This is a genomic window from Dellaglioa algida (assembly GCF_030127605.1).
Lineage (GTDB): Bacteria > Bacillota > Bacilli > Lactobacillales > Lactobacillaceae > Dellaglioa > Dellaglioa algida.
The window spans coordinates 100,818-122,990 of sequence record NZ_JANXLE010000006.1; the positions used below are offsets into that span (position 1 = coordinate 100,818).

The window sequence follows — 22,173 nt, forward strand, 5'->3', positions numbered from 1 at the left end:
TCGCAAAAGTGGGGATGGCATAATGGAAAAACAAGAAAAAATTAAGAAAACAAAATGGCGATACAGACACCCACATATTTTTAGATATGTCGCGATATTTAGTGTTTTACTTTTATTGGGGGTAGCCGCGATTAGTCTGTACGTTGCCGCGGTTATTAAGTCGGTTCCAACTGTTACTAGTCAGGAATTAATCTCAGATGCTAGCTCTAATATGTACGACAGGGAGGGACAACTAATTTGGTCTTCCGCTTTAAATAAACGGGTATATGTGAAGGCAAAGGATATTCCTAAAATTTACAGTGACCTTTTATTATCGACTGAGGATCAAACCTTTTATAAAGATGCAGGATTTTCACCATCTGGGCTAGCTAATGCCGCTTTTTCGACCGTTAAATCAGCTGTGGGTAAGGGGGAAGTTCGGGGTGGATCAAGCATTGAACAACAATTAATTAAATTAACTGTTTTTTCAACAAGCAATAAAGATCGGACCGTAGATCGGAAAATAAAAGAATTTTTTCTAGCGCAACAGTTATATCACAACTATAGTAAAGACCAAATTTTAGAATTCTATATCAATAAAATGAGTTTGGGCGAAGGTTCTTACGGGGCCCAAACTATTTCGGAAACTTATTTTGGTAAAACGTTAAAACAATTAAGTGTCAGTCAACAGGCAATTATTGCGGGATTGGGTCAGGCGCCATCTACTTATAATTTGTATTCAAATCCTAAAGCAGTTCGAGCGCGTCGAAATATCGTTCTAAAGACTGGCTTGGAGAATAAAGTTATTACAAAGTCTCAATACAAAATAGCAATAGCGGAGTCAGTGACTAAAGATTTGAAAAAACGTCATTGGATGGAGAACTCTGTCACAAAAAAAATTCTTGAAAATAATGCGTATGTTACTTCGGCATTAGAACAGGTGAGTGATAAAGGCTATGATTTATCAAAGACGCCGCTTCAAATTAATACGGCACTTGATTCAAGCAAGAATGCTTATGTAAAAAAACTAGCCGATGATGAAAAATATTATCAGGATTCAACTGAACAATCGGCCATTACAATAACCGACCCTAAAACGGGGAATATTGTTGCTCAATATGGGGGACGCCATCAAAAAACAGCTTTTAGTTATAATCGAGCAATATCTACTCAACGCTCATCAGGATCAGGAATTAAACCACTGCTAGATTACGGTCCTGCAATTGAATATTTTGGATGGGCAACAACGCATGCGCTAGATGGAACTGCTTACGCTTACCGCGGAACTAATTTACTGGCTCAAAACTTTGATGATGTTAGTTATCGGTCAATAACAATGCAAAATGCGCTACGGGTTTCAGCAAATACACCGGCGATTAGGACACTAGATACCGTTGGTAGTGCAAAAGCTGCTCAATTCTTAACTCAAATCGGTATGCCTCAAACCAATGCTCCGGCAGGATCACAAGCTATTGGACTTGATGTCTCCACTGAACAAATGGCGACAGCGTATGGGGCTGTTTCAAATGGTGGTACTTATCATGCTGCCCGTTATGTTACTAGTTTAAAATTTTCAGATAACAGTGTAAAAAAATATGATGTTATTGGTAAACGTGCAATGAAGGCTTCAACCGCTTTTATATTGACTTCAATGATGGAAGGTGTCCCTAACGCTGGTGGGACAGCACCAAATGCTAAAATAAATGGAATCCATCAAGCAATGAAAACGGGAACTGTTGGATACTCAGCGGCAGCTAAATTCCCTGAAAATGCGAATATGGATGTTTGGATGAATGGGTTCACTAAGTCCACATCTGTCTCAATGTGGCTGGGCTACGATGAACCAATGAAAAAGGGACATTACATCACAGATGCCGCTTCTGCAATGACAAACGTCAATTTATATCGTGATTTGATGGAACATTTTTCAAAAGAAAATGATGCGGATAATAGTGAGTGGGAAAAGCCATCAACTGTTAACCAATTGTCAGGAATAGGTCTTTCAGCCCAATATGAACCCAATGATAAAGTGGTCGTATTAGGTGTTAAGGAACCAGAAACGATTGACTTGAAAAAAGCAAAAGTATACAAAACATATTTATCAAAAACAATAGATAAGGACATTTTAAAAGTTAAATTTGAAGATATTGCTTATCAAAAAAAACCTGATTCATACAAAATTGGATCATGGAAGAAAGATACAAATGATAAATTAGATTTAACTCAGAAAAAACTAGATAAGGCCAATGTTGGAATCAAGTCGGCTAAAGAGATGTTAGAGGGTGAGTGAAAATGGAGCCAAGGTTAAGGGGTAAGAAACAAAAAAATGAAAAACTGGTTAAGCGAGAAGACGAAACTAATTTAAAAAAAGGACAAACTCCAAAAAAAGGGCCAAGAAATTTTTGGAAACAAGTATATCGTCTTTTGTTATTTGTGACTATCGGGTTGACTATTTGGAGTGTTTATACGGTCGTTAATCGTTATCGAATTAGTCTTGATTGGTCTAAAAACGATAATTCAGAGTTAACAATGGCCAAGCAAACGCCAGATTCACTCTACGATTCTAACGCTGAATCTAAAGCGGCGAAACAAAACTTTAATGAAATTTATGCAAAGAACTATAATATTAAAACGGAAGATTTAACGTCTGCGGCAACGACAACCGAAATGAAAAAATTACGCCAAACGTTAACCCATATTTCAGCTAATTCACGTGTCGATTACCAGACGAAATACGACGATATAGTGAAAAAAGTAAAAGTGAACGCGTTATATCAAGATATGTTTGTAAAGGGTGATAATGAAACAATTAAACCTAGCGTAACGCCTGAAACTATTCAAAAATTGAACAACTCACAATTCGGATACATTAATCAATTATTGATTGATTCTTCCAATAAAGATGAGTTTGCGCAACGTATTTATAAACGACAATTGAAGTTGGCAAAAGATGCAACGGCAATAAACGGTGTGATTGATATTGCAAAGAAGACAGTTACTTACGAACCGACTTCAGGTGATGTGGTTATTTTAAAAGATAGCACTAATCAGCAAATCAATGATTATACAACCGCGGTAGGACATCTGAATTATTCATGGAAAAATTTAGCTTTTTTAAATGAAATTGAAAAAGTAATTGCAAAAGATTTAGCGAAACAAACGGAACAGTATCAAGTATTTAACGATTATAAAAAAGATCTTTTAGATGAAAAACAAGCGAATAAAAATTTAGACGCGCTTAAGAAAAATTTGTCTGACACATTGATAAAACAAAAATTTGATGAAAAGCAAGCCAAGGATTATATAAAAATACCTAAATTCACCTCTCAATCTGAGGCACAAAGCTAGGCCGATAAAAACGATATAAAAGTAGAATTTACACGTAAATGGGCTAGAAAAAGTGATATAATATCGGATCCAAGCGAAGGTAAACTATTGAAAAGGACAGATAAACTGAAAGTTATCGTTCAGCAAGGAGGTTCAGGTGGGACATCTGCTGACTCAGTTAAGACGAGTTCAAGTACAAATTCTTCAAGTGCGTCTGAAAAAAAAGCAGATTCCAGTTCAACTAAAGAATCAAGTAGTTCAACAGTTGAATCTTCGTCGAAAGTAGAATCTAAAGAATCAAGTAACACGGGGAATGAAGGCAGTTCATTGCTCACTAGTACAACAAAAAAATAAGGAATTTGATAGTGTATATATTAAGTGATTATCAAAATAATAGGGGTAAATAATGACAACAACCATTCTTTCTGGAGTTACAGCTTATATTTCCACAAGTATTGATTATTTAGTTATCTTAATGATTATTTTTGGCCGAATTAAAAAGTCAAAGGCATTCACATATGTGTACTTAGGAGACCTCTTGGGTACAACTGTTTTGGTCTCCGCCGCATTATTTATTAGTTTTATTCTTGGGTTAATACCAGATCCCTGGATTTTAGGATTGCTGGGATTTATTCCGATTGTTATGGGAATCATGGTCATCATCAATGACGAAGATGATGGCGAAGAATCGGTTAATAAACAACTGCACGCGAGTGGCAAGGCTAGAATTATTATTGATGTAGCGTTAATAACAATTATTACATGTGGAGCAGATAATATTGGTATTTATGTACCATTCTTTGTAACGTTAACAATGAGTCAATTAATTATTGTTTTAATTACTTTTTTCTTTATGATGACTTTATTTTGTATCATGGGTTATTTTTTTGGTAAGATACCATTAATTGCTAAAGCTTTTGATAAATACGGCCGATGGATTACGGCAGCGGTGTATATTATCTTAGGACTATATATTGTTTACGAGAATGGTACCTTCGAGAAATTATTATCATTTATATAAACTCAAAGAAAAGACTAAAAAAAATCATATTATTTGATTATAATGATTGTTAGAGGTCAGATATGGGTATTTTAAAGTGAAAAATGGAGAATAATATGAAATTATTAATGGTAGAGGACAATAAAGCAGTTTCCGAAATGATGTCGATGTTTTTCCAAAAAGAAAATTGGGACGTTAAATACGCTTATGATGGTAATGATGCAGTTGCCATGTTTAATGAGGATCCAAATGGCTGGGATGTTGTGACGCTTGATTTGAATTTGCCGGGAATGGATGGAATGCAGGTTAGTTCAGCAATCCGCAAGGTTTCGGCTAACGTACCAATCATTATACTAACAGCTCGCGACACAGAAAGTGATCAAGTCCTTGGTCTAGAAATGGGTGCGGACGATTACGTCACGAAGCCATTTAGTCCTATCACGTTAATTGCCAGAATTAAGGCGCTCCACCGTCGTGCAGAAAAACCGAGTGTTGGGACTGATAATGAAAGAGAAGATGATAGTAATCATTTTGATATTGAAACGGCACACTTCAAATTAAGTACGGCCCGCCGAGAGGCTTACCTGGAAGACGTGTTAATTGATGAATTAACACCGAAAGAGTTCGATTTATTGAAGACGTTAGCGAATAAACCAAAACAAGTTTTTTCTCGAGAAAAATTATTAGAATTAGTTTGGAATTATGAATTTTTCGGTGATGAACGAACGGTTGATGCACACATTAAAAAATTACGTCAAAAAATTGAAAAAGTTGGCCCTCAAGTCATTCAAACAGTTTGGGGCGTCGGCTACAAATTTGATGATTCAGGAGCTGGTCACTAATGAAGTTACTTTACCAACAAATGTTAGCATTTTTCGCGGTTATTATTACATTGGTATTAGTATTTGGGGCTTTATTTCTAAACTTTACAAGCGACATGGTGTATAAAAATACATGGACGCAGTTAGAGGGTTATTCAGATAGCTTGATGTCGGAATCAATGGTTTTAAAGACTGCTGATTCGAAAACAGAATTTAACTTAAATTTAAATAATTTAAGAAATGCTGAATCGATTTTAAAAACACAAAATGTTCGGTTTACAATTTATACGAAGAAATCCAAAATTATCTATCCTTACAACGCGGTTCAAGATAATATAACGAAAGAACAGTGGGCTCAGTTAGAAAAAGGCGAGGTTGTTCATCGTACTCCTCACGCAAATAGGCAATTAAAAACTGATATGAAGGCAATCAGTATGACGGATATTTTAAAGCCTTACTTTTATAATGGAAAATTGTATGCTGTTATATCAGTCGGAGCAAGTGTATCTAATATTCAAGCTAATATGAATCAAATGACCCGAAATTTAGTTATTGCGTTTATTGTGTCCGTGATTGCCGGAATTATTTTGAGTTATCTTCTGGCACGATATTCTGTTTCTAGAATTAATCGACTTAGAAGGGCAACACGAATGGTTGCTGATGGTAATTTTGATGTTCATATTGAAAGTAGACATCGGGATGAAATAGATGATTTAGCACAAGATTTTGATGGCATGGTTTCCTCGCTTAAAGAATCCGAAAAAGAAATAAAGCGTCAGGAAGATCGGCGCAGACAATTTATGGCGGACGCCGCGCACGAGATGCGGACGCCACTTACAACGATTAATGGTTTGCTTGAGGGGTTGGCCTATGATGCAATTCCTGAAGAAAGCAAGGGTAAGAGTATTGAATTAATGCGAAGTGAAACGAAACGTTTAATTCGCTTAGTTAACGAAAATTTAGATTATGAAAAAATTCGAACAAATCAAATTACGCTTGCGCCAAGCACATTTGATTCAGTTGTTGTGATTAACAATATTGTTGAGCAATTAACAAAAAAATCGGTTGAAGCTAATGATCAAATTGAATTGAGCGTTCCTAAAAGTTTAATGGTCTTCGCTGATTACGATCGGTTCGTTCAAGTCATATTTAATATTACTCAAAATGCAATTCAGTTCACCGAATCTGGTACGATTCACATTTCTGCCGAACGTGGCTATCACGAAAGTATTTTCAGGATTACTGATTCGGGTATTGGTATGACAGAAGATCAGTTGAAAAATATTTGGGAACGTTATTATAAAGCAGACCCATCTAGGAAAAATACCAAGTATGGTGAATCTGGATTAGGTTTATCGATTGTTCATCAATTAATGCAATTGCATAATGGAAAAGTGGAAGTAGTGAGCTCTGAAGGAAAAGGAACGACATTCATGTTGACGTTTCCGGACCAGGATGAATCATTATTAATAAATAATTAAGAAACAATTTCTTTTATCTAAAAAGAGATTGTTCTTTTTTGTGATATCGATTAAATTCTGTTATACTAAAAAACGGTCAATTATTATATTACTAATGAGAACTAATAGCGTATTTTGAGTGCGAATAATGCCATTTTACCGGCGTTTATCTTGATGTTACAAAACTGTTAGATTAACATAACGAAGTTGTATGTTAGACAAAAAAAATTAAGTGTATACTGTATTAATTTAATAAGGGAGTGATAACTATGAGTCAAAAATGGCATGATTTAAAAGAAAATGAAATTTTTATGTTTATTGTTCGAACGACCTTTTATTTTATCGTATTGGCGATGTTAGTCTATCTGTATTCATTCAGGGGTATAAGTAACGGTACATTTATCTATAATGAATTTTAGAGGGGAAGCGAAAAAAATTGATAAAAAATGTAATTAAACAAATTGATATGGTTGCAACGTCTGATCCAACTCGCATTGTTTATAACAATTTGGGTGAGACAAATACTTATCAACAATTAAAGGAAAAATCTGACGCGCTAGCGTCGCATATTATTGAATTAGACTTAGATAAAAAATCACCAGTTATGGTGTATGGTAATCAAAAGTTCGAGATGTTAGTTGCCTTTATGGGTAGTGTTAAAGCTGGACACGCATATATTCCAATCGATTCACATTCACCAGCCGAACGTTTGGAAGAAATTCAAAATATTGCAAAACCGGCTGCTTGTATAGCTGTTGCGGAATTACCAGAAATTGAACTTAGTGTTCCCGTAATTTCACATACTAAATTAGTAGAAATCATTGAAAATGGGCAAGGAACTGTAGCTCCTGATCCTAGTCTCCAAGTTCAGGGTAATGACAACTTTTATATTATCTTCACGTCGGGTACGACTGGACAGCCTAAGGGAGTTCAGATTAGTCATGATAATTTAATCAGTTACGTAAACTGGATGATAGACGACTTTTCTTTGCCAGAACGTCCTAATATCTTATCGCAGGCGCCATATTCATTTGATTTATCTGTCATGGATGTGTACCCAGCATTAACTATGGGTGGTCAATTATCTGTTTTACCGCAAGAAGTTACGGATAACTTTAAAGTTCTTTTTCAAACGTTACCTACTTTAGACCTCCAAGTTTGGGTTTCTACACCATCATTCATGGATATTTGTTTATTGGAACCAACGTTTGATGCGGATCATTTACCTGATCTCAGCCGCTTTTTATTTTGCGGTGAGGAACTAACGCATAAAACTGCTTCGGCATTGAAGAAAAGATTCCCAATGGCCAAGATATTTAACACATACGGACCAACTGAAGCAACAGTTGCAGTCTCAAGTGTTGAGATTACGAACGATATTTTAGAAGCATACCCACGATTACCAATTGGTTATTCAAAAGCTGATACAAAAATGACTGTGGTTAATTCGAAAAATGAAGTAGTTCCAAATGGAGACGAAGGAGAGCTAATCATTATCGGACCTAGCGTTTCAAAAGGATATATTAATAATCCTGATAAAACGGCTAGTGCCTTTTTCGAAATGGACGGTGGGAGTGCATATCGAACAGGAGATGCGGCTACCATAAGTTCTGATGGAATGCTTTTGTATCGAGGCCGAATTGATTTCCAAGTTAAACTTCATGGATACCGGATCGAATTAGAAGAAGTTGATCATCACGTGTCATCGGCTCCTTACGTAAAACAGGCAATTACGATTCCGAAATATGATAAGGACCACAAAGTTTCTCAATTGATTGCGTACGTTGTACAAAAAGAGCACCCATTTGACCGTGATATCGAATTGACGGCTGCAATTAAAAAAGATATGGCTGAGACGACAATGTCATATATGATTCCGCAAAAATTTGTTTACGTTGATGCTTTGCCATTAACGCAAAATGGAAAAATCGATCGGAAAAAATTAATTAATGAGGTGAATGCCTAATGGTATCGTTCCAACCTTATGTTAATCCAATTTATTTTTTGTATCTTATTGCGTTTTTAATCCCGATTATTATCGGAATCTTAAATGGCAAACGATTTAGAGTATATGAAACAATCATTTCATTGTTATTTATCTGTCTGATATTTGGTGGACCTAAACTTCACGAAGGATTTAATTTAATCTTATATATCATTTTTGAAGTTTTGATGATTGGGTTGTACATGCGATATCGTAGTAAACATAATCAAACATGGGTTTTTGTTGTGGCGGTTCTTTTAGCAATTTCACCATTATCAATTGTGAAAATTACGCCGGCAATTAATAACGGGATACCATCAATTATCGGTTTCTTAGGAATTAGTTACCTCACATTTAAGGCTGTTCAAATGATTATGGAATCACGGGATGGTAGTATTAAAAAGTTTGATTTAATGCTCACACTACAATTTTTATTGTTTTTTCCAACAATTTCTTCAGGACCAATTGATCGTTACAGACGATTTGTTAAAGATTATCAGAACGTACCAAGCCAAGAAAAATACTTGGAGATGCTACAAAAAGGGATTTTCTATATTTTTCAAGGATTTTTATATAAGTTCTTATTAGCATATCTCTTTGGTACGGTGTTATTACCACCAATTGCTCATGCCGCATTGCAACATGGCGGTATGTCATGGGCATTAGTTGGCTATATGTACACATACAGCATGGATCTATTTTTTGATTTTGCTGGTTATAGCTTATTCGCGGTCGGTATTAGTTATTTTATGGGAATTGAAACACCAATGAACTTCAATAAACCTTTTATCTCGCATAATATTAAGGATTTTTGGAATCGTTGGCATATGACGCTCTCATTTTGGTTCCGTGATTATGTTTACATGAGACTGGTCTTTTTCATGATGAAACATAAATTAATTAAGAGTCGAATAACGACAGCCATTGTTGGTTATTTTGCTTTATTTTTACTGATGGGATTCTGGCATGGGGTAACCTGGTACTACATCGCATACGGGTTATTTCATGCAATTGCCATTGTGATTAATGATACTTGGCTCAGATTTAAAAAGAAACACAAAGGCAGTATTCCAAGTAATAAATTAACTGAAATTTTTGCAATCTTCATTACATTTAACGTGGTTTGTCTTAGTTTCTTAATTTTTTCAGGATTTTTAGATAAACTGTTTTTTTCATAAAATAATTAATTAACTTAAAGGAGAATTAAGATGAATACAAAAGATAAAGTTTTAGAAATTTTAGAAAACACAACAGATAGCGCCGAGGTTAGAAATAATTTGGATATAAACATTTTTGATGAAGGCTTATTAGATTCAATGGGGTCAATTCAATTAATTCTAGAATTACAAAATGAATTGGGCATCGATATTCCAATCTCAGAGTTTGAACGTTCTGAATGGGCAACACCAAATCTAATTATTGCAAAAGTAGAAAGCATGATCTAAATGGGATTGAAAAAGAAGTTATTCATGATTATTGGGCCTGTTATTTTGGCAATCATTTTAATAGTTGTCATCTTACTCGCACCAGTCAAATATAATTTCAGTTCCGCAAAAACTGAAGAAAAAGCTGCAGTATCCCAATCTAAAAACATTTTAGGTGGTTCCGTCATTCGACAACAAGCGTTAGAGGATGGTTACGTTCCATTTATTGGTTCGTCTGAATATTCACGAATGGATTCGATGCATCCTTCGGTTTTAGCAAAAAAATATAATCGTTCATATCGACCATTCTTAATGGGAACGGGTGGTACGCAATCTCTCACCCATTACTTCGATTTACAAGGCATAAAAGATCAAATTAAAAATAAAAAGGCAGTATTTATTGTATCACCTCAATGGTTTGTTCCAGGTGGTGTCAGTAAACAAGCTTTCAATATGTTCTACTCACCATTGCAGACAACGGAGTGGTTATTATCCGCAAATGCTAAAACTGAGTCAGACCAATACGCGGCCAAAAGATTCATCGCTTTGATGTCTGATGGAGGCAATGAGTCTATATTGAAGGCAATGCAAAAAATTGCCGATGGAGAATCTTTATCTGGGACTGATACTAATATATTCCGCATGAAGTTAACAATTTTACAGCATGAAGATGAGTTGTTTTCGGGATTCTCTGTACCTAATAGGATGCAACTTATCGACAGACAAACTAGAAACCTACCTGCTAAGTATGATTTAGCAACATTGGATGTTCTTGCAGGTCGATTTGGTGCTAAGGGAACGACTAATAATGATTTTGGAATTCAAAATAGTTATTGGACGGGTAGACATTTGGATGGAACAGGTAAATTTGCAGGTAAACAGGCTAAGTTAAATTACGATCGTTCTGTTGAGTTCTCAGATTTCCAACTGGTTTTAAATCAATTTTCGAAAGAACATACCAATGTTTTATTCATCGTCCCACCTGTTAATAAACGTTGGTCGGAATATACAGGATTATCAGCAGAAATGTTGAAAAATAATGCTACTAAAATTACGGAACAACTAAAATCTCAAGGCTTTGATCATGTTGCAGATTTTAGTAAACGTGGTAATGAAAAATATTTCATGGCTGATACGATTCATTTAGGCTGGAAGGGCTGGGTAGCCGTTGATAGATACGTAAACCCATTCTTAACGCAAAAACAGGCTAAACCTGATTATCACATGGATAACTATTATTACTCAAAAGATTGGCAACAAGAATAAAAAATAGACCTATATTGCGAATTGTCGCGATATAGGTCTATTTTCTTAGAGGGGATTTATTGAAGGGCATAACCTGAGGTTGGGTGAGTAATTCTGGTTGGTTTGTGGTAATAATAATACGAAGATTCAATTGAAAGGTTAATTCGGTAACGAAATCAATGAAAAATCTTGTTTCCGTTATTGAAAAAGTATCTATTAAATTTGTTAAAATAATTATAGAATTATTATTTAAAACTGCTCTGAATAACAGAATAATCGCTCTATCCATCTGATTTAATGATGTAATTTTCTTATCCATAAAATTTGGTGAGTGACGGTTGAAATGATGACCATAAATCAATTTAGAAATAATACTTTTTTCCGTTTTTTTGTAATTTTTTTTCGTTAAACTCATATTTTGAGTGACACTTAAATAAGGTACTAAGAGTTTAAGATCATCTACCGTGACTAGTTCAATTAGTTTTGAGTGAAGAATATTTTGATCCAAGAGTTGATTAGTGAACTCGGATGCCTGATCTAAAACGATTGAAACTGAATTGGTCGGAAATATCTTTTCTACGATACCACTCATCTCGTTACGCTTTTCTATCTGCATGGATGAACCTCCTATTATTGGATAAGTTACGATTAGAAAGTAATGCGGTTAAGAACGAGAGTAGACTGGCTACAATGCCACTAATGAGTAAGTATGCGGCATTGATAAATAGTTCCTTCGATATCAGGGGACCAAGCGACATACCTGTAGAAGAAATTAAAAAGTTCCCATTAAAATTTGTTAATTTATGGGACATTAATTTTAAGAGTTCAGTTGATATTTCAGATGATGAAAGCCGCATGGATAATGAATGCTCAAGCCAATAACTATTAATTGTTTTAAGTAATGAAGCATAGCTACTTTTAAAAAGGAAAATTAAAACGACTACCGAAATCAATGCCATAATGAAAATGATAAAGATTTCAAGCGCAAATGAAAGAGCAATCTTTGAATCACTCTCACCAATATGATGTAAACCGGCGTGCTCTTCCTTGCGATTTTTAATGATTTTTAAATAAATAAATAGAATAATCAGAAGTGAAATCAGCGATAATCCGGTAATGATGGGGAAAATTAGGTTGATTTGCTTTTCGTGGATATGAGTTAGTATCTTAACTAAATTTGAGCTTGATTTAGTGTCGATATTAATATGTTCTAGCATTTTTTTGAAATTCTTGAATGAATCAAACGAAATTTGATTAAATAAAAGAGCCGAGATACTAATGAACAGGCTGAAAAAGAAAAATATAAATAAACCTAAAGATTGTTTCACATGATATAAAAGACTAGATAGTGATTGTAAAATTAAAGACATGATTTCACCTCTTTACGTAAGCTTATGTTGATAATTTTAGTTAAGAAGTATGAATATTTTATGAAATTGGTTAGAATAAAAAAATAAACGTTACTGAAAGTTATATTTTCAGTAACGTTTGTTTTTAATTTGAGGAAGAATTTGATTTATGTGCAGCAGACGTAGCAGCTGAACTTGTTTTTGAGTCTGAAGAAGAACTTTCAGATGCTGGTTTTAATTCAGGCGCATCCGTTTTGTATAGATTGGTAGTAGACTTGTTGCCCTTTTCTGAATAAAGACTTGTCGAGTTATTTTTGAGTTCCTGTTGTAGTTTCAATAATTTATCATATTGGTTCTTATAATTGTACTTGGCCGGTTGTACGGGTTTAAAGTTATCGGGTGTATAGTAACGTAATAAGTTTTGATTATTAACGGTATCCGATAAATTCAACTCGGTACTGACCTTTTTTTGCTCCTTATTAATAGTCTCTTGGACGGACTTAGAAGGGTGCGTCACTTCTTTACCCGTTGTATTATCATAAATTGTTGAATCTAACACGGTATAGTCAGGTGTAATGAAGTTTTCATTTCTGAACGCGACGGTTTGATCATGTGTTTTGGAGAATAAATCTGTTCCAAATTGAACGTATGATGATGAATCCTGACCTAATAAGTGAAGTAAAGTTGGCAGAACGTCAACTTCACCACCGTATTCGGGTTGAACACCACCGTTATTTATTCCAGGAATGTGAACCATGAAGGGGACACGTTGCATTTGGGTATTATCAAATGAACTCCACGTCTCAGATGACTTACCGAGTAACTTAGCCAACTTTACGTTCCTAGAATTGGAAATACCATAATGATCACCATATAAAACAACCATGGAATTATTATACAAACCAGATTTCTGTAAGTAATCAAAAAATTCTTTAACGGATTCATCCAAATAATGGGCCGTTTGGAAATAATTATTAACAGATGTATCACCGGTATTTGGAACTTCAAAATCTTTATTTTGGGAATCAATATCAAATGGGAAATGATTTGACACCGTAATAAATTTTGCGTAAAAAGGTTGTTGTAATCTTTCTAAGTACTTAACTGAATCATTAAATAGCAGTTTATCTTTTAAACCATACTCAAGCGTATTTTTTGCGGAGTTATCATAATAACTTGAATCGAAGAAATATTGATAGCCCATACTCTTGTAAACCGTGTCTCTATTCCAAAAGGAACCTGTGTTACCATGGAATACGGCACTAGAGTAGCCCGAGGTTTGATTTAAGATAGCTGGGGCGGCTTCAAAGGTATTCTCTGACCCAAGAGACGTGAACACTGATCCCTGGGCTAAACCATAGATACTTGTTTCTAAGAGATTCTCAGCATCAGATGTTTTTCCTTGCCCAACTTGATTAAAGAAATTAGGGAAACTGTAAGTTTGTTTACCATTGTAAAGTGAGTTTAAAAAAGGTGTTACTTCCTTACCATTTACTTTAAAATTGATTAAAAATTGTTGGAAACTTTCTAAATGAATAACGATCACATTTTTACCTTTTGCAACGCCATACATACTTGGATTTGGTGATGCATAATGTGATTTTGTAAAATCTAGTACTTTATTTAAATCGTAACTTTCGGCAGTATCACGGACACGATTATTTTTAACCGTCTTGAAACTATCGTAAACGGTATAAGAATCAATTCCTAAATATTTAACAATATAATTACGATCAAATGTTCTCGTAATTAATTGTGGTCGATCAATTTCGCCTAATGTTAGAGTTGCTAACGTTAGCATTATTGAGAACGACATGATTGCAAATGCGTTTATTTTTTTAAATGGGTTAGCGTTAAACTTTAAGTAACGTGTTATAAATAATAGGATGATCAAAGCCAAATCAATAACATAAAAAATATCGTGAGGCTTCATTAGAGCAAAAGAGCTTCCGCTAATCCCTTCGGAAACTTTGGAATAGCCCAACATCGTATTGATTGTCATAAAATCGGTGAACTCACGATAATAAATAACATTAAAAAATAATAATGCTGAATTTGCGATATAAATCAGAAACATTGTTAAATATGAGATAATGGGTTTCTTGATATATAATGCAAGCCCTAGTAGTAACATGGTTGTCCCAATAGGGTTCAGTAGGAGAACAAAGTACTGATAAATCCCTGTAACGCCTAAATTAAAATCAACCAGGTAGGCAGTAATCGTCTTTAACCAGAAGAAGAATAAGAGTAAGGTGAAAAATCCAAGTCTTGTATTGAGAAATAGTCTTAAGCGTTTAAGTGTTTGCACGGTTTGAACCGTCCTTTCGAGTGTAATCATCTAAAGTCGTAATTGTAGTTTACAGTTTCTATTAAATTTGTGTCAATCTATGGTACGCTTTATTAATGCATTTTTAACTTATTAAATTTAAGTGAAAATAAAGACGTCTACTAAAAAATGGCATCATTATTTGTTAACATAGAGAAGCAGATGGGGAGTGAGGTAGCGTAATGTTATTTTTATCAAAATTATATGACTTTGTATTACAACACTACTCACAAGGAATTAATCACTTTCCATTAGTTCGACTCATTTTTGTGAGTGTTGATAAAACCATTTTTTACTTAATCGTGTACCTTGCGATTCGAATAAGTATTTTATTTTTTAAAAAGAAAAAAATTAATTTTAAAATGGAAGGTATAAAATTGATTTTAGCGACCTATCTCATTTTATTAATTGAATTAACGGTCTTGAGACACGTTTATTTTCCTTGGGATATCCGATTTAGTTCCGATTATAATTTTCATTCTGTTAATTTAGAACCATTAATTGAAACAATTAAACTGACAAATGGACAATCTTCGTTCGATTTCGTGTATAATCTATATGGTAACATTCTTTGGTTTGTTCCGTTAGGAATTATTTTACCCAGGTTAAAGCAGTTTAAAAAGTACGCCTTAGTTAAATCAATGTTGGTTGGTATCGGGTTATCAATCGCCATTGAATGTGGACAATTTATACTAGGATCCGGAATTAGTGACATTGATGACGTTATTTTTAATTCATTAGGAACATTAATCGGCTGTGGGTTATATTTTATTTTAAATCGACTATTAACAAAGAAAAAACATTTAAAAAACAAAAGGAGTACTAATCATTGAGAAAAGTAGAAATTATTTCACATGCAGCAAAAAAGTTTAAAAATGGATATCCATTAATTGATAAAGAGGATTTGCAAACAACTCGTGATTTCAAAGAGGGAGAATGGGTTGCTTTAACGCTTCATAATCAATTCGTAGCCTATGGTTATTTTGCAGAACAAAATCGTGGAGATGGCTGGATTTTTTCACGTAATGAAGAAGCACGAATCGATGAAGATTTTTTCTCAAAATTGTTTAACAATGCCAGAATGAACCGTAAATCATTATTTACGAATAAAGATACGAATGCTTTCCGATTCTTTAATGGTGAAGGTGAAGGTATTGGTGGCTTAACGATTGATTATTATGATGATTATTATGTATTCACGTGGTATAACTTGGGTCTTTACCAACATAAAGATATGATTTATAACGCTTTTTCTGACGCAGTAACAAGTTATAAAGGAATCTATGCGAACCTTCGTTATGATACGAAAGGTGAACCATCAACATTTAAAGTTCGTGGAAAAGATGCTCCAACGCCACTTATTGTTAAAGAAAATGGCCTTCAATTTGCAGCATACCTCAATGAAGCAACAACGGGTCTTTTCTTAGAACAACGTGAAATGCGTAAAGCAATCATGAATAAATATGCTGAAGGTAAACTGGTTTTTAACGGATTTAGTAATACGGGGGCTACGTCGGTGGCCGCATCAGTTGGTGGCGCACTTAAAACGACAAGTGTCGACGTTATGAATAAAAATATTGATCGTATGAAAGAACAATTTGCGCTTAATAATATTGATCCTGAGAAACAAGAAATTCGTGGTATGGATGTCTTCGGGTACTTAGATTATGCTAAAAAACACCATATCATCTATGATTTAGTTGTTTTAGACCCACCAAGTTTTGTTCGTTCGAAAAAAAGAACATTCTCAGTCCAAAAGGATTATGCTAAACTTGCCGAGGATGCTATTGATATTACGCAAAAAGAGGGTATTATTATGTTCTCAACAAATGCGGCGGGCTTAACGCTTAAAAAATTAAAAGAACAAATTACGGAAGCATTTGCAAATAAGAACCGTTCATTTACGTTACTTGAGACATTCAGATTATCAAGTGATTTTGTTACGAATAAAGAATATCGACAAGGTAATTATTTAAAAACGTTAGTCATAAAAGTAGATTAAATTAAAAACAATCTTATTTATAAAATAAGATTGTTTTTTTATGGAAAAAAATAGTTGAACGTAAAATGCTGGTATTTAAACGTTTTTGAACGATTTTGCTGGTATTTTAATGTAACCCGTTTCAAATGTTGTTATATCAATCATTAAAATTTTAATTTAGGGGTTGTAAATGCGGTTACTTTACTGCTAAAATAGTTAAATCGCGAAAAAAGAATAAAGAGAGAGAATAGAGGATTTAATTAAATATGATTATCTTGATGGCAGTAATCCCCGCAATCGCATGGGGTAGTATTGGACTTATAAGTGGAAAACTTGGTGGGACCGCTAACCAACAAACGGTTGGGATGACATGGGGTGCCCTAATCTTCGGAATTGCCGTTTACGGTATTTATCAACCAGAAATGAGTGGTAAGGCCTGGATTATTGGAATTATTTCAGGTTTATTCTGGAGTTTAGGACAAAACCAACAATTTCATGCAATGAAAGCAATCGGTATTTCAAAAACAGTCCCTGTTTCAACTGGCTTACAGTTAGCCGGTAACGCTTTAGCAGGTGTTATTTTATTCGGTGAATGGAAAACAACAAGAATGGTTGTTATTGGGACAATTGCAATGATCGTTATTATTGCGGGAGCCGCCCTAACATCATTAAAAGACAAAAAGAATTCAGCATTATCCGATTCAGATAAAGATGAAAATACTGCCGCTGGCGTACGTGCTATTATTTTGTCAACAATTGGTTACGTAGGATATACAATTGTTGTTCATTACGCAACCGTTGGAATGACAACTGAAGAATCAAGAGCATTCACAACAGCAACAATTTTACCTCAAGCAGTTGGTATGGTAATTGGTGCTGGATTCGTCGCACTCATAGCACATGAAGTTATTATGAATTCATCAACATTTAAAAATATCTTAACGGGACTTATCTGGGGTACTGGTAATATCTTCATGTTCTTATCAATTCCTAAATTAGGTCAAGCAGTTAGTTTCTCATTTTCTCAAATGGGAATCGTTATCTCAACTTTCGGTAGTATCTACTTATTAGGCGAGAAGAAAACAAACCGCGAAATGGTTTATGTTACATTAGGTTCCATCTTCGTTATCCTTGGTGTTATTATGTTAGGGATTATGAAAACTTTATAAAAATAGTAAAAAGGGAGCTAACTAATGGATTTAAGAAAAAAGAAGTTTGCGACAACTCATGGCGTCAGCAAATTGAAAAGAACTCTTAAAACCAGTGATCTTATTCTGTTAGGCTTAAGCGCAATCGTTGGTACGGGGATTTTCGTCGTTACGGGAACCGCCGCCAGCGAAGAAGCCGGCCCTGCTCTTATTTTGTCGTTTATTATTGCTGCAATTGCGGTAATAATGAACGGCTTTTCTTATGCAGAATTTTCATCGAGAATACCGGTTTCGGGTGGTTCGTATAATTACGTATATGTTATTTTTGGTGAATTCATTGCTTGGTTTGTTAGTTGGTTTACCATCTGTGAATATGTTTTGGCAGGGGCATCTGTCGCTGCGGGCTGGTCGGCGTATATGCAAGGGTTTTTAACGGGCTTAAACATTCATATGCCAACTGCCTTAAGTGCCTCGTATAATGCCTCAAAAGGCTCATATGTTGATATTATAGCTGTTGTTGTCACACTTTTTGTGACTTGGTTGACAACATTTGAAGCGAAAAAGGCGTTACGGTTAAGTAAAATAATGGTTTTCGTTAAATTTGCTATTATCATTTTGTTCGTGGTTGTCGGCGTTTTTTACATCAAACCTGGTAATTGGCAGCCATTCATGCCATTTGGTACAAGTGGTGTTATGAGTGGTGCAGCATTAGTATTTTTTGCTTTTCTAGGATTTGAATCAATTGCTATGGCTTCAGATGAAGTTATTGATCCACAAAAAACAATTCCAAAAGGAATTATTGGGGCAATTAGTATTTCGGCAATTTTTTATATAATCGTAACGCTTGTATTAACGGGTATCGTACCTTACACGCAGTTAAATGTGAGCGATCCCGTTGCATTTGCAATGAGATTTGTTAATCAGGGCATTGTCGGAAATGTTATCTCTGTTGGCGCAATAATGACGCTTCTAAGCGTTTTAATCGCATTAGCATATGGTTTGTCGAGAATGATCTATTCGGAGGCTAGGGACGGGTTATTGCCTAAATACCTAACTAAGATTAGTAAGGAAACTAATGCGCCCAGAGCGGCATCGTGGACGGTTGGTATTTTAATCTCAATTGCGAGTGGTTTAATTTCAATTGAAAGTTTAGCAAAATTAACTAATATTGTGACGCTAGCCGTACTTGTTATTTTAGCTTTGGCTCTCATTAGCTTAAGAAAGCAATTTGGGGAACCTAAAAAAGGTCAATTTAGAGTGCCGTTCGTTCCCTTATTACCAATTCTGTCTATTGTTATTTCATGTTATCTGATGATTAAATTACCCATAAATATTTGGATTGCTTTTCTGGTTTGGATTATTTTAGGCGTGATTGCCTACTATGGGTATGGATATTCGCATAGTAAGCAAAAAAAATAGCAAAATATGTAATTAAAGTTCCGTTTCACTGTTATATTTTCTATTAAGTATTGTATAATATAGATTGTTAAATAAAGAATATGAGGGAGATAATTAAAATGGCACATATTTCATTCGATAGTTCTAACTTATCAAAATTCGTTCAAGACAATGAACTTGGCGAAATGCAAGCTCTTGTTACCGCAGCAGATAGTGAATTACGCAACGGTACGGGTGCGGGTAGTGATTTCCGTGGTTTTTTAGATTTACCTAAAGACTATGATAAAGAAGAATTCGCTCGTATTAAAACAGCAGCTAAAAAAATTCAATCTAATTCAGAAGTTTTAGTTGTAATTGGTATTGGTGGTTCATATTTAGGTGCTCGCGCGGCTATTGAATTTTTAAACCATACTTTCTATAACTTATTACCAGCTGAAAAAAGAAATGCACCTCAAATCTTGTTTGCTGGAAACTCAATCAGTCCTTCTTATGTGCATGATTTAGTTGATTTGATTGGTGATCGTGATTTCTCAGTTAATATCATCTCTAAATCTGGTACAACAACAGAACCTTCAATTGCTTTCCGTGTTTTCAAAGAAAAATTAATCGCAAAATATGGTAAAGAAGAAGCTAACTCACGTATCTATGCAACAACTGATCGTAAAGTGGGCGCTTTAAAAGTTGAAGCTGATGCTGAAGGTTACGAAGCATTCGTTATTCCTGATGATGTTGGTGGCCGTTTCTCAGTTCTTACTGCTGTTGGTTTGTTACCAATTGCTGCTTCAGGTGCTGATATTGATGCCTTGATGCAAGGTGCTGAAGATGCGCGTGTTGAATATTCAGATGCTGATTTAACAAAAAATGAAGCATACCAATATGCAGCATTACGTAATATCTTATACCGTAAAGGTTATACAACTGAAATTTTAGAAAACTACGAACCAAGCTTACAATATTTCTCAGAATGGTGGAAACAATTGATGGGCGAATCTGAAGGTAAGGATCAAAAGGGTATTTACCCATCTTCAGCTAACTTCTCAACTGATTTACATTCATTAGGTCAATATATTCAAGAAGGCCGTCGTAATTTGATGGAAACAGTTATCAATGTGGGTACACCCGTTAATGATACTGCTATTCCTGAAGAAGAAGGCGATCTTGATGGTTTAGGATACCTTGAAGGCAAGACAATGGACTTTGTTAATACAAAGGCATTCCAAGGTGTTGTTATGGCTCATACTGATGGTAATGTACCTAACATGATCTTAAACATCCCTACACAAGATGCTTACACATTAGGCTATACAATTTACTTCTTTGAAGCAGCTGTAGCTGTTTCTGGTTACTTGAATGGAATTAACCCATTTAACCAACCAGGTGTTGAAGCATACAAGAAGAACATGTTTGCATTACTTGGCAAACCTGGCTTCGAAGATCTTTCAAAAGAATTAAACGCACGTCTTTAAGATTAGTAATCAAAAAAACGCCTGAACTTTTAAAAGTTCAGGCGTTTTTTTGATTACATTTATTTTTGGAGATGATTAGTTGAAAAGTGTACGATAAAAAAATTAATATCTGTATTTTTATGTAAAAAAAAACTTACCCGAAGGTAAGTTTCAAAGGCTTATAATTAAGCTTTAACAACGTTAGTTGCTTGTGGTCCACGATCAGAATCTTCAACATCGAAAGTAACTGCTTGGCCTTCGTCAAGTGATTTAAAACCGTCACCTTGGATAGCTGAGAAATGAACGAAAACGTCATCGCCAGATTCGCGAGTAATAAAACCAAAACCTTTATCTGCGTTAAACCATTTTACTGTACCTTGTTCCATAATATGAAACCTCCATGTGCTGTAAGCACTAATATATTTTGCATTTGTTGATTGAACTATTAAAAAGAAGTGTGTTCATAAATGAAACAAATCACCTTTAAATAACCGAACCATAAATACATAAGTTTAATATAACACCTAATGACGATTAATGCAAACTTATTTGTTTGGTTTTGTGTGTTTTTTTAGATAGTGGAGTAACTCAGACTCATTACGAAATTCGTGTGGACCAACGTGGTTGTGAAGTCGAATCGTAATCTTATTAATCTTAATTCGACCAGTCCAAGTGTATGCGTACTCAACAATAAATCTATTATTGAGAGCATCTTCTTCTAGACCAAAATTAAGGACGTAAATACGATCTGGGACCATGAGCGGGTTAACGTGCTCTTTATCATAAAAAATATTATTTGCTCTTAAAAATTTTTTTGTTCTACTTAACATAGTGTATAAACCTCCAAACTATTATTATAGTGTATTCAAAATGAAGGAGACAGAATTGAATTGGGGATTTAAGTTGCTGTCACTTTATTAATTTAAGTACCATCATTAAAATATCCCATTTATTATATCATAAATTAAACGAAAAATGAGAAAATAACGCTAATTAATAAATATATATTTGACAATACATGAAAGTGTGTTAAAGTTATGACAGCTCAATATTAATATTCTTAGCATAAATTATTCAGTTTGATGATTTCTATTCATTTATTCATGCTGGCGCAACCAAGGAGTTGCAAGGATGTAAAGTAGGTAGGGTTACATCGTTTAGAAGTAGAATTAGTAACTTATTTTAAAATTAATTAGATAAATTAAATATAAATATTCAGTGAGAAGGCTACCAGCAATTTTGTTGGTAGCCTTCGTCAATTATTGAGATAAATTGTTATTTAAAAA

Annotated in this window: 21 protein-coding genes; 16 read left to right on the forward strand and 5 right to left on the reverse strand. The window is 34.5% G+C overall.

Annotated features, from left to right (window positions below; all coding sequences use genetic code 11):
• Positions 1-22: 22 nt before the first annotated feature.
• The 11 genes from N0K73_RS06260 (at position 23) to dltD (ending at position 11,261) form a co-directional block, all read left to right on the forward strand.
• Positions 23-2,269, forward strand: a complete 2,247-nt coding sequence (locus N0K73_RS06260; RefSeq protein ID WP_284068363.1) for a transglycosylase domain-containing protein — start codon at positions 23-25, stop codon at positions 2,267-2,269.
• Positions 2,270-2,271: 2 nt separating this feature from the next.
• The gene (locus N0K73_RS06265) at positions 2,272-3,327 is read left to right on the forward strand and encodes a hypothetical protein (RefSeq protein ID WP_112250260.1); all 1,056 of its coding nucleotides are present in this window, start codon (positions 2,272-2,274) and stop codon (positions 3,325-3,327) included.
• Positions 3,328-3,414: 87 nt separating this feature from the next.
• Positions 3,415-3,660, forward strand: a complete 246-nt coding sequence (locus tag N0K73_RS06270; RefSeq protein WP_112250258.1) for a hypothetical protein — start codon at positions 3,415-3,417, stop codon at positions 3,658-3,660.
• 52 nt (positions 3,661-3,712) lie between these two features.
• On the forward strand, positions 3,713-4,327 hold the full coding sequence (locus tag N0K73_RS06275; protein ID WP_112250256.1) for a CadD family cadmium resistance transporter: 615 nt from the start codon (positions 3,713-3,715) through the stop codon (positions 4,325-4,327).
• A 95-nt stretch (positions 4,328-4,422) separates the two neighbouring features.
• On the forward strand, positions 4,423-5,148 hold the full coding sequence (locus tag N0K73_RS06280; RefSeq protein ID WP_112250254.1) for a winged helix-turn-helix domain-containing protein: 726 nt from the start codon (positions 4,423-4,425) through the stop codon (positions 5,146-5,148).
• The gene (locus N0K73_RS06285) at positions 5,148-6,608 is read left to right on the forward strand and encodes a sensor histidine kinase (RefSeq protein ID WP_112250252.1); all 1,461 of its coding nucleotides are present in this window, start codon (positions 5,148-5,150) and stop codon (positions 6,606-6,608) included. The genes N0K73_RS06280 and N0K73_RS06285 overlap by 1 nt, the downstream gene beginning before the upstream one ends.
• Before the next feature lie 248 nt (positions 6,609-6,856).
• Complete coding sequence (locus N0K73_RS06290; RefSeq protein ID WP_083478933.1) at positions 6,857-7,006, forward strand: teichoic acid D-Ala incorporation-associated protein DltX; 150 nt, start codon at positions 6,857-6,859, stop codon at positions 7,004-7,006.
• A gap of 17 nt (positions 7,007-7,023) precedes the next feature.
• Positions 7,024-8,553: a D-alanine--poly(phosphoribitol) ligase subunit DltA gene (gene dltA / locus N0K73_RS06295; protein ID WP_112250250.1), complete on the forward strand. Its 1,530-nt coding sequence runs from the start codon at positions 7,024-7,026 to the stop codon at positions 8,551-8,553.
• Positions 8,553-9,749 carry a D-alanyl-lipoteichoic acid biosynthesis protein DltB gene (dltB, locus tag N0K73_RS06300; RefSeq protein ID WP_057973775.1) on the forward strand — a complete coding sequence of 399 codons (1,197 nt, stop codon included), beginning with the start codon at positions 8,553-8,555 and terminating at the stop codon, positions 9,747-9,749. Before dltA ends, dltB begins: the two co-directional genes overlap by 1 nt.
• A 30-nt stretch (positions 9,750-9,779) precedes the next feature.
• On the forward strand, positions 9,780-10,016 hold the full coding sequence (dltC, locus tag N0K73_RS06305; RefSeq protein WP_057973776.1) for a D-alanine--poly(phosphoribitol) ligase subunit DltC: 237 nt from the start codon (positions 9,780-9,782) through the stop codon (positions 10,014-10,016).
• The gene (gene dltD / locus N0K73_RS06310) at positions 10,017-11,261 is read left to right on the forward strand and encodes a D-alanyl-lipoteichoic acid biosynthesis protein DltD (protein ID WP_225416483.1); all 1,245 of its coding nucleotides are present in this window, start codon (positions 10,017-10,019) and stop codon (positions 11,259-11,261) included.
• 37 nt (positions 11,262-11,298) lie between these two features.
• On the opposite strand, the gene N0K73_RS06315 is transcribed toward dltD, so the two are convergent.
• The 3 genes from N0K73_RS06315 to N0K73_RS06325 form a co-directional block, all read right to left on the reverse strand.
• The gene (locus N0K73_RS06315; RefSeq protein WP_112250248.1) at positions 11,299-11,856 is read right to left on the reverse strand and encodes a hypothetical protein; all 558 of its coding nucleotides are present in this window, start codon (positions 11,854-11,856) and stop codon (positions 11,299-11,301) included.
• Positions 11,837-12,610: an FtsX-like permease family protein gene (locus N0K73_RS06320; RefSeq protein WP_112250246.1), complete on the reverse strand. Its 774-nt coding sequence runs from the start codon at positions 12,608-12,610 to the stop codon at positions 11,837-11,839. Before N0K73_RS06320 ends, N0K73_RS06315 begins: the two co-directional genes overlap by 20 nt.
• 124 nt (positions 12,611-12,734) lie before the next feature.
• Entirely contained in the window at positions 12,735-14,927 is a 2,193-nt protein-coding gene (locus tag N0K73_RS06325; protein WP_112250244.1) for an LTA synthase family protein, read from the reverse strand.
• 170 nt (positions 14,928-15,097) lie between these two features.
• Between N0K73_RS06325 and N0K73_RS06330 the strand changes: the two genes are divergently transcribed.
• From N0K73_RS06330 to N0K73_RS06350, 5 genes are all read left to right on the forward strand, one after another.
• A complete protein-coding gene (locus N0K73_RS06330) occupies positions 15,098-15,748 on the forward strand; it encodes a VanZ family protein (RefSeq protein ID WP_112250242.1) in 651 nt (216 codons plus the stop codon).
• Positions 15,745-16,917, forward strand: coding sequence for a class I SAM-dependent rRNA methyltransferase (locus tag N0K73_RS06335; protein WP_112250240.1), 1,173 nt, complete (start codon positions 15,745-15,747; stop codon positions 16,915-16,917). The genes N0K73_RS06330 and N0K73_RS06335 overlap by 4 nt, the downstream gene beginning before the upstream one ends.
• Positions 16,918-17,162: 245 nt before the next feature.
• Entirely contained in the window at positions 17,163-18,065 is a 903-nt protein-coding gene (locus N0K73_RS06340; protein ID WP_112250238.1) for a GRP family sugar transporter, read from the forward strand.
• Positions 18,066-18,089: 24 nt separating this feature from the next.
• Entirely contained in the window at positions 18,090-19,463 is a 1,374-nt protein-coding gene (locus tag N0K73_RS06345) for an APC family permease (protein WP_057973784.1), read from the forward strand.
• Positions 19,464-19,561: 98 nt separating this feature from the next.
• Entirely contained in the window at positions 19,562-20,908 is a 1,347-nt protein-coding gene (locus N0K73_RS06350; RefSeq protein ID WP_057973785.1) for a glucose-6-phosphate isomerase, read from the forward strand.
• 164 nt (positions 20,909-21,072) lie between these two features.
• Here N0K73_RS06350 and N0K73_RS06355 read toward each other — a convergent pair whose 3' ends face one another.
• A complete protein-coding gene (locus N0K73_RS06355) occupies positions 21,073-21,273 on the reverse strand; it encodes a cold-shock protein (RefSeq protein ID WP_057973786.1) in 201 nt (66 codons plus the stop codon).
• Between the two features lie 159 nt (positions 21,274-21,432).
• Positions 21,433-21,717: a hypothetical protein gene (locus N0K73_RS06360; protein WP_057973787.1), complete on the reverse strand. Its 285-nt coding sequence runs from the start codon at positions 21,715-21,717 to the stop codon at positions 21,433-21,435.
• Positions 21,718-22,173 lie beyond the last annotated feature (456 nt).

Excerpts from the sequence above, each read along its gene's own strand:
- dltB (WP_057973775.1), top strand. The coding sequence starts at position 8,553 with ATGGTATCGTTCCAACCTTATGTTAATCCAATTTATTTTTTGTATCTT.
- N0K73_RS06350 (WP_057973785.1), top strand. The coding sequence starts at position 19,562 with ATGGCACATATTTCATTCGATAGTTCTAACTTATCAAAATTCGTTCAA.
- N0K73_RS06330 (WP_112250242.1), top strand. The coding sequence starts at position 15,098 with ATGTTATTTTTATCAAAATTATATGACTTTGTATTACAACACTACTCA.
- N0K73_RS06315 (WP_112250248.1), bottom strand. The coding sequence starts at position 11,856 with ATGCAGATAGAAAAGCGTAACGAGATGAGTGGTATCGTAGAAAAGATA.
- N0K73_RS06285 (WP_112250252.1), top strand. The coding sequence starts at position 5,148 with ATGAAGTTACTTTACCAACAAATGTTAGCATTTTTCGCGGTTATTATT.
- N0K73_RS06360 (WP_057973787.1), bottom strand. The coding sequence starts at position 21,717 with ATGTTAAGTAGAACAAAAAAATTTTTAAGAGCAAATAATATTTTTTAT.
- dltC (WP_057973776.1), top strand. The coding sequence starts at position 9,780 with ATGAATACAAAAGATAAAGTTTTAGAAATTTTAGAAAACACAACAGAT.
- N0K73_RS06290 (WP_083478933.1), top strand. The coding sequence starts at position 6,857 with ATGAGTCAAAAATGGCATGATTTAAAAGAAAATGAAATTTTTATGTTT.
- N0K73_RS06280 (WP_112250254.1), top strand. The coding sequence starts at position 4,423 with ATGAAATTATTAATGGTAGAGGACAATAAAGCAGTTTCCGAAATGATG.
- N0K73_RS06355 (WP_057973786.1), bottom strand. The coding sequence starts at position 21,273 with ATGGAACAAGGTACAGTAAAATGGTTTAACGCAGATAAAGGTTTTGGT.
- N0K73_RS06320 (WP_112250246.1), bottom strand. The coding sequence starts at position 12,610 with ATGTCTTTAATTTTACAATCACTATCTAGTCTTTTATATCATGTGAAA.
- N0K73_RS06260 (WP_284068363.1), top strand. The coding sequence starts at position 23 with ATGGAAAAACAAGAAAAAATTAAGAAAACAAAATGGCGATACAGACAC.
- N0K73_RS06265 (WP_112250260.1), top strand. The coding sequence starts at position 2,272 with ATGGAGCCAAGGTTAAGGGGTAAGAAACAAAAAAATGAAAAACTGGTT.
- N0K73_RS06345 (WP_057973784.1), top strand. The coding sequence starts at position 18,090 with ATGGATTTAAGAAAAAAGAAGTTTGCGACAACTCATGGCGTCAGCAAA.
- N0K73_RS06275 (WP_112250256.1), top strand. The coding sequence starts at position 3,713 with ATGACAACAACCATTCTTTCTGGAGTTACAGCTTATATTTCCACAAGT.
- dltD (WP_225416483.1), top strand. The coding sequence starts at position 10,017 with ATGGGATTGAAAAAGAAGTTATTCATGATTATTGGGCCTGTTATTTTG.
- N0K73_RS06325 (WP_112250244.1), bottom strand. The coding sequence starts at position 14,927 with ATGATTACACTCGAAAGGACGGTTCAAACCGTGCAAACACTTAAACGC.
- N0K73_RS06340 (WP_112250238.1), top strand. The coding sequence starts at position 17,163 with ATGATTATCTTGATGGCAGTAATCCCCGCAATCGCATGGGGTAGTATT.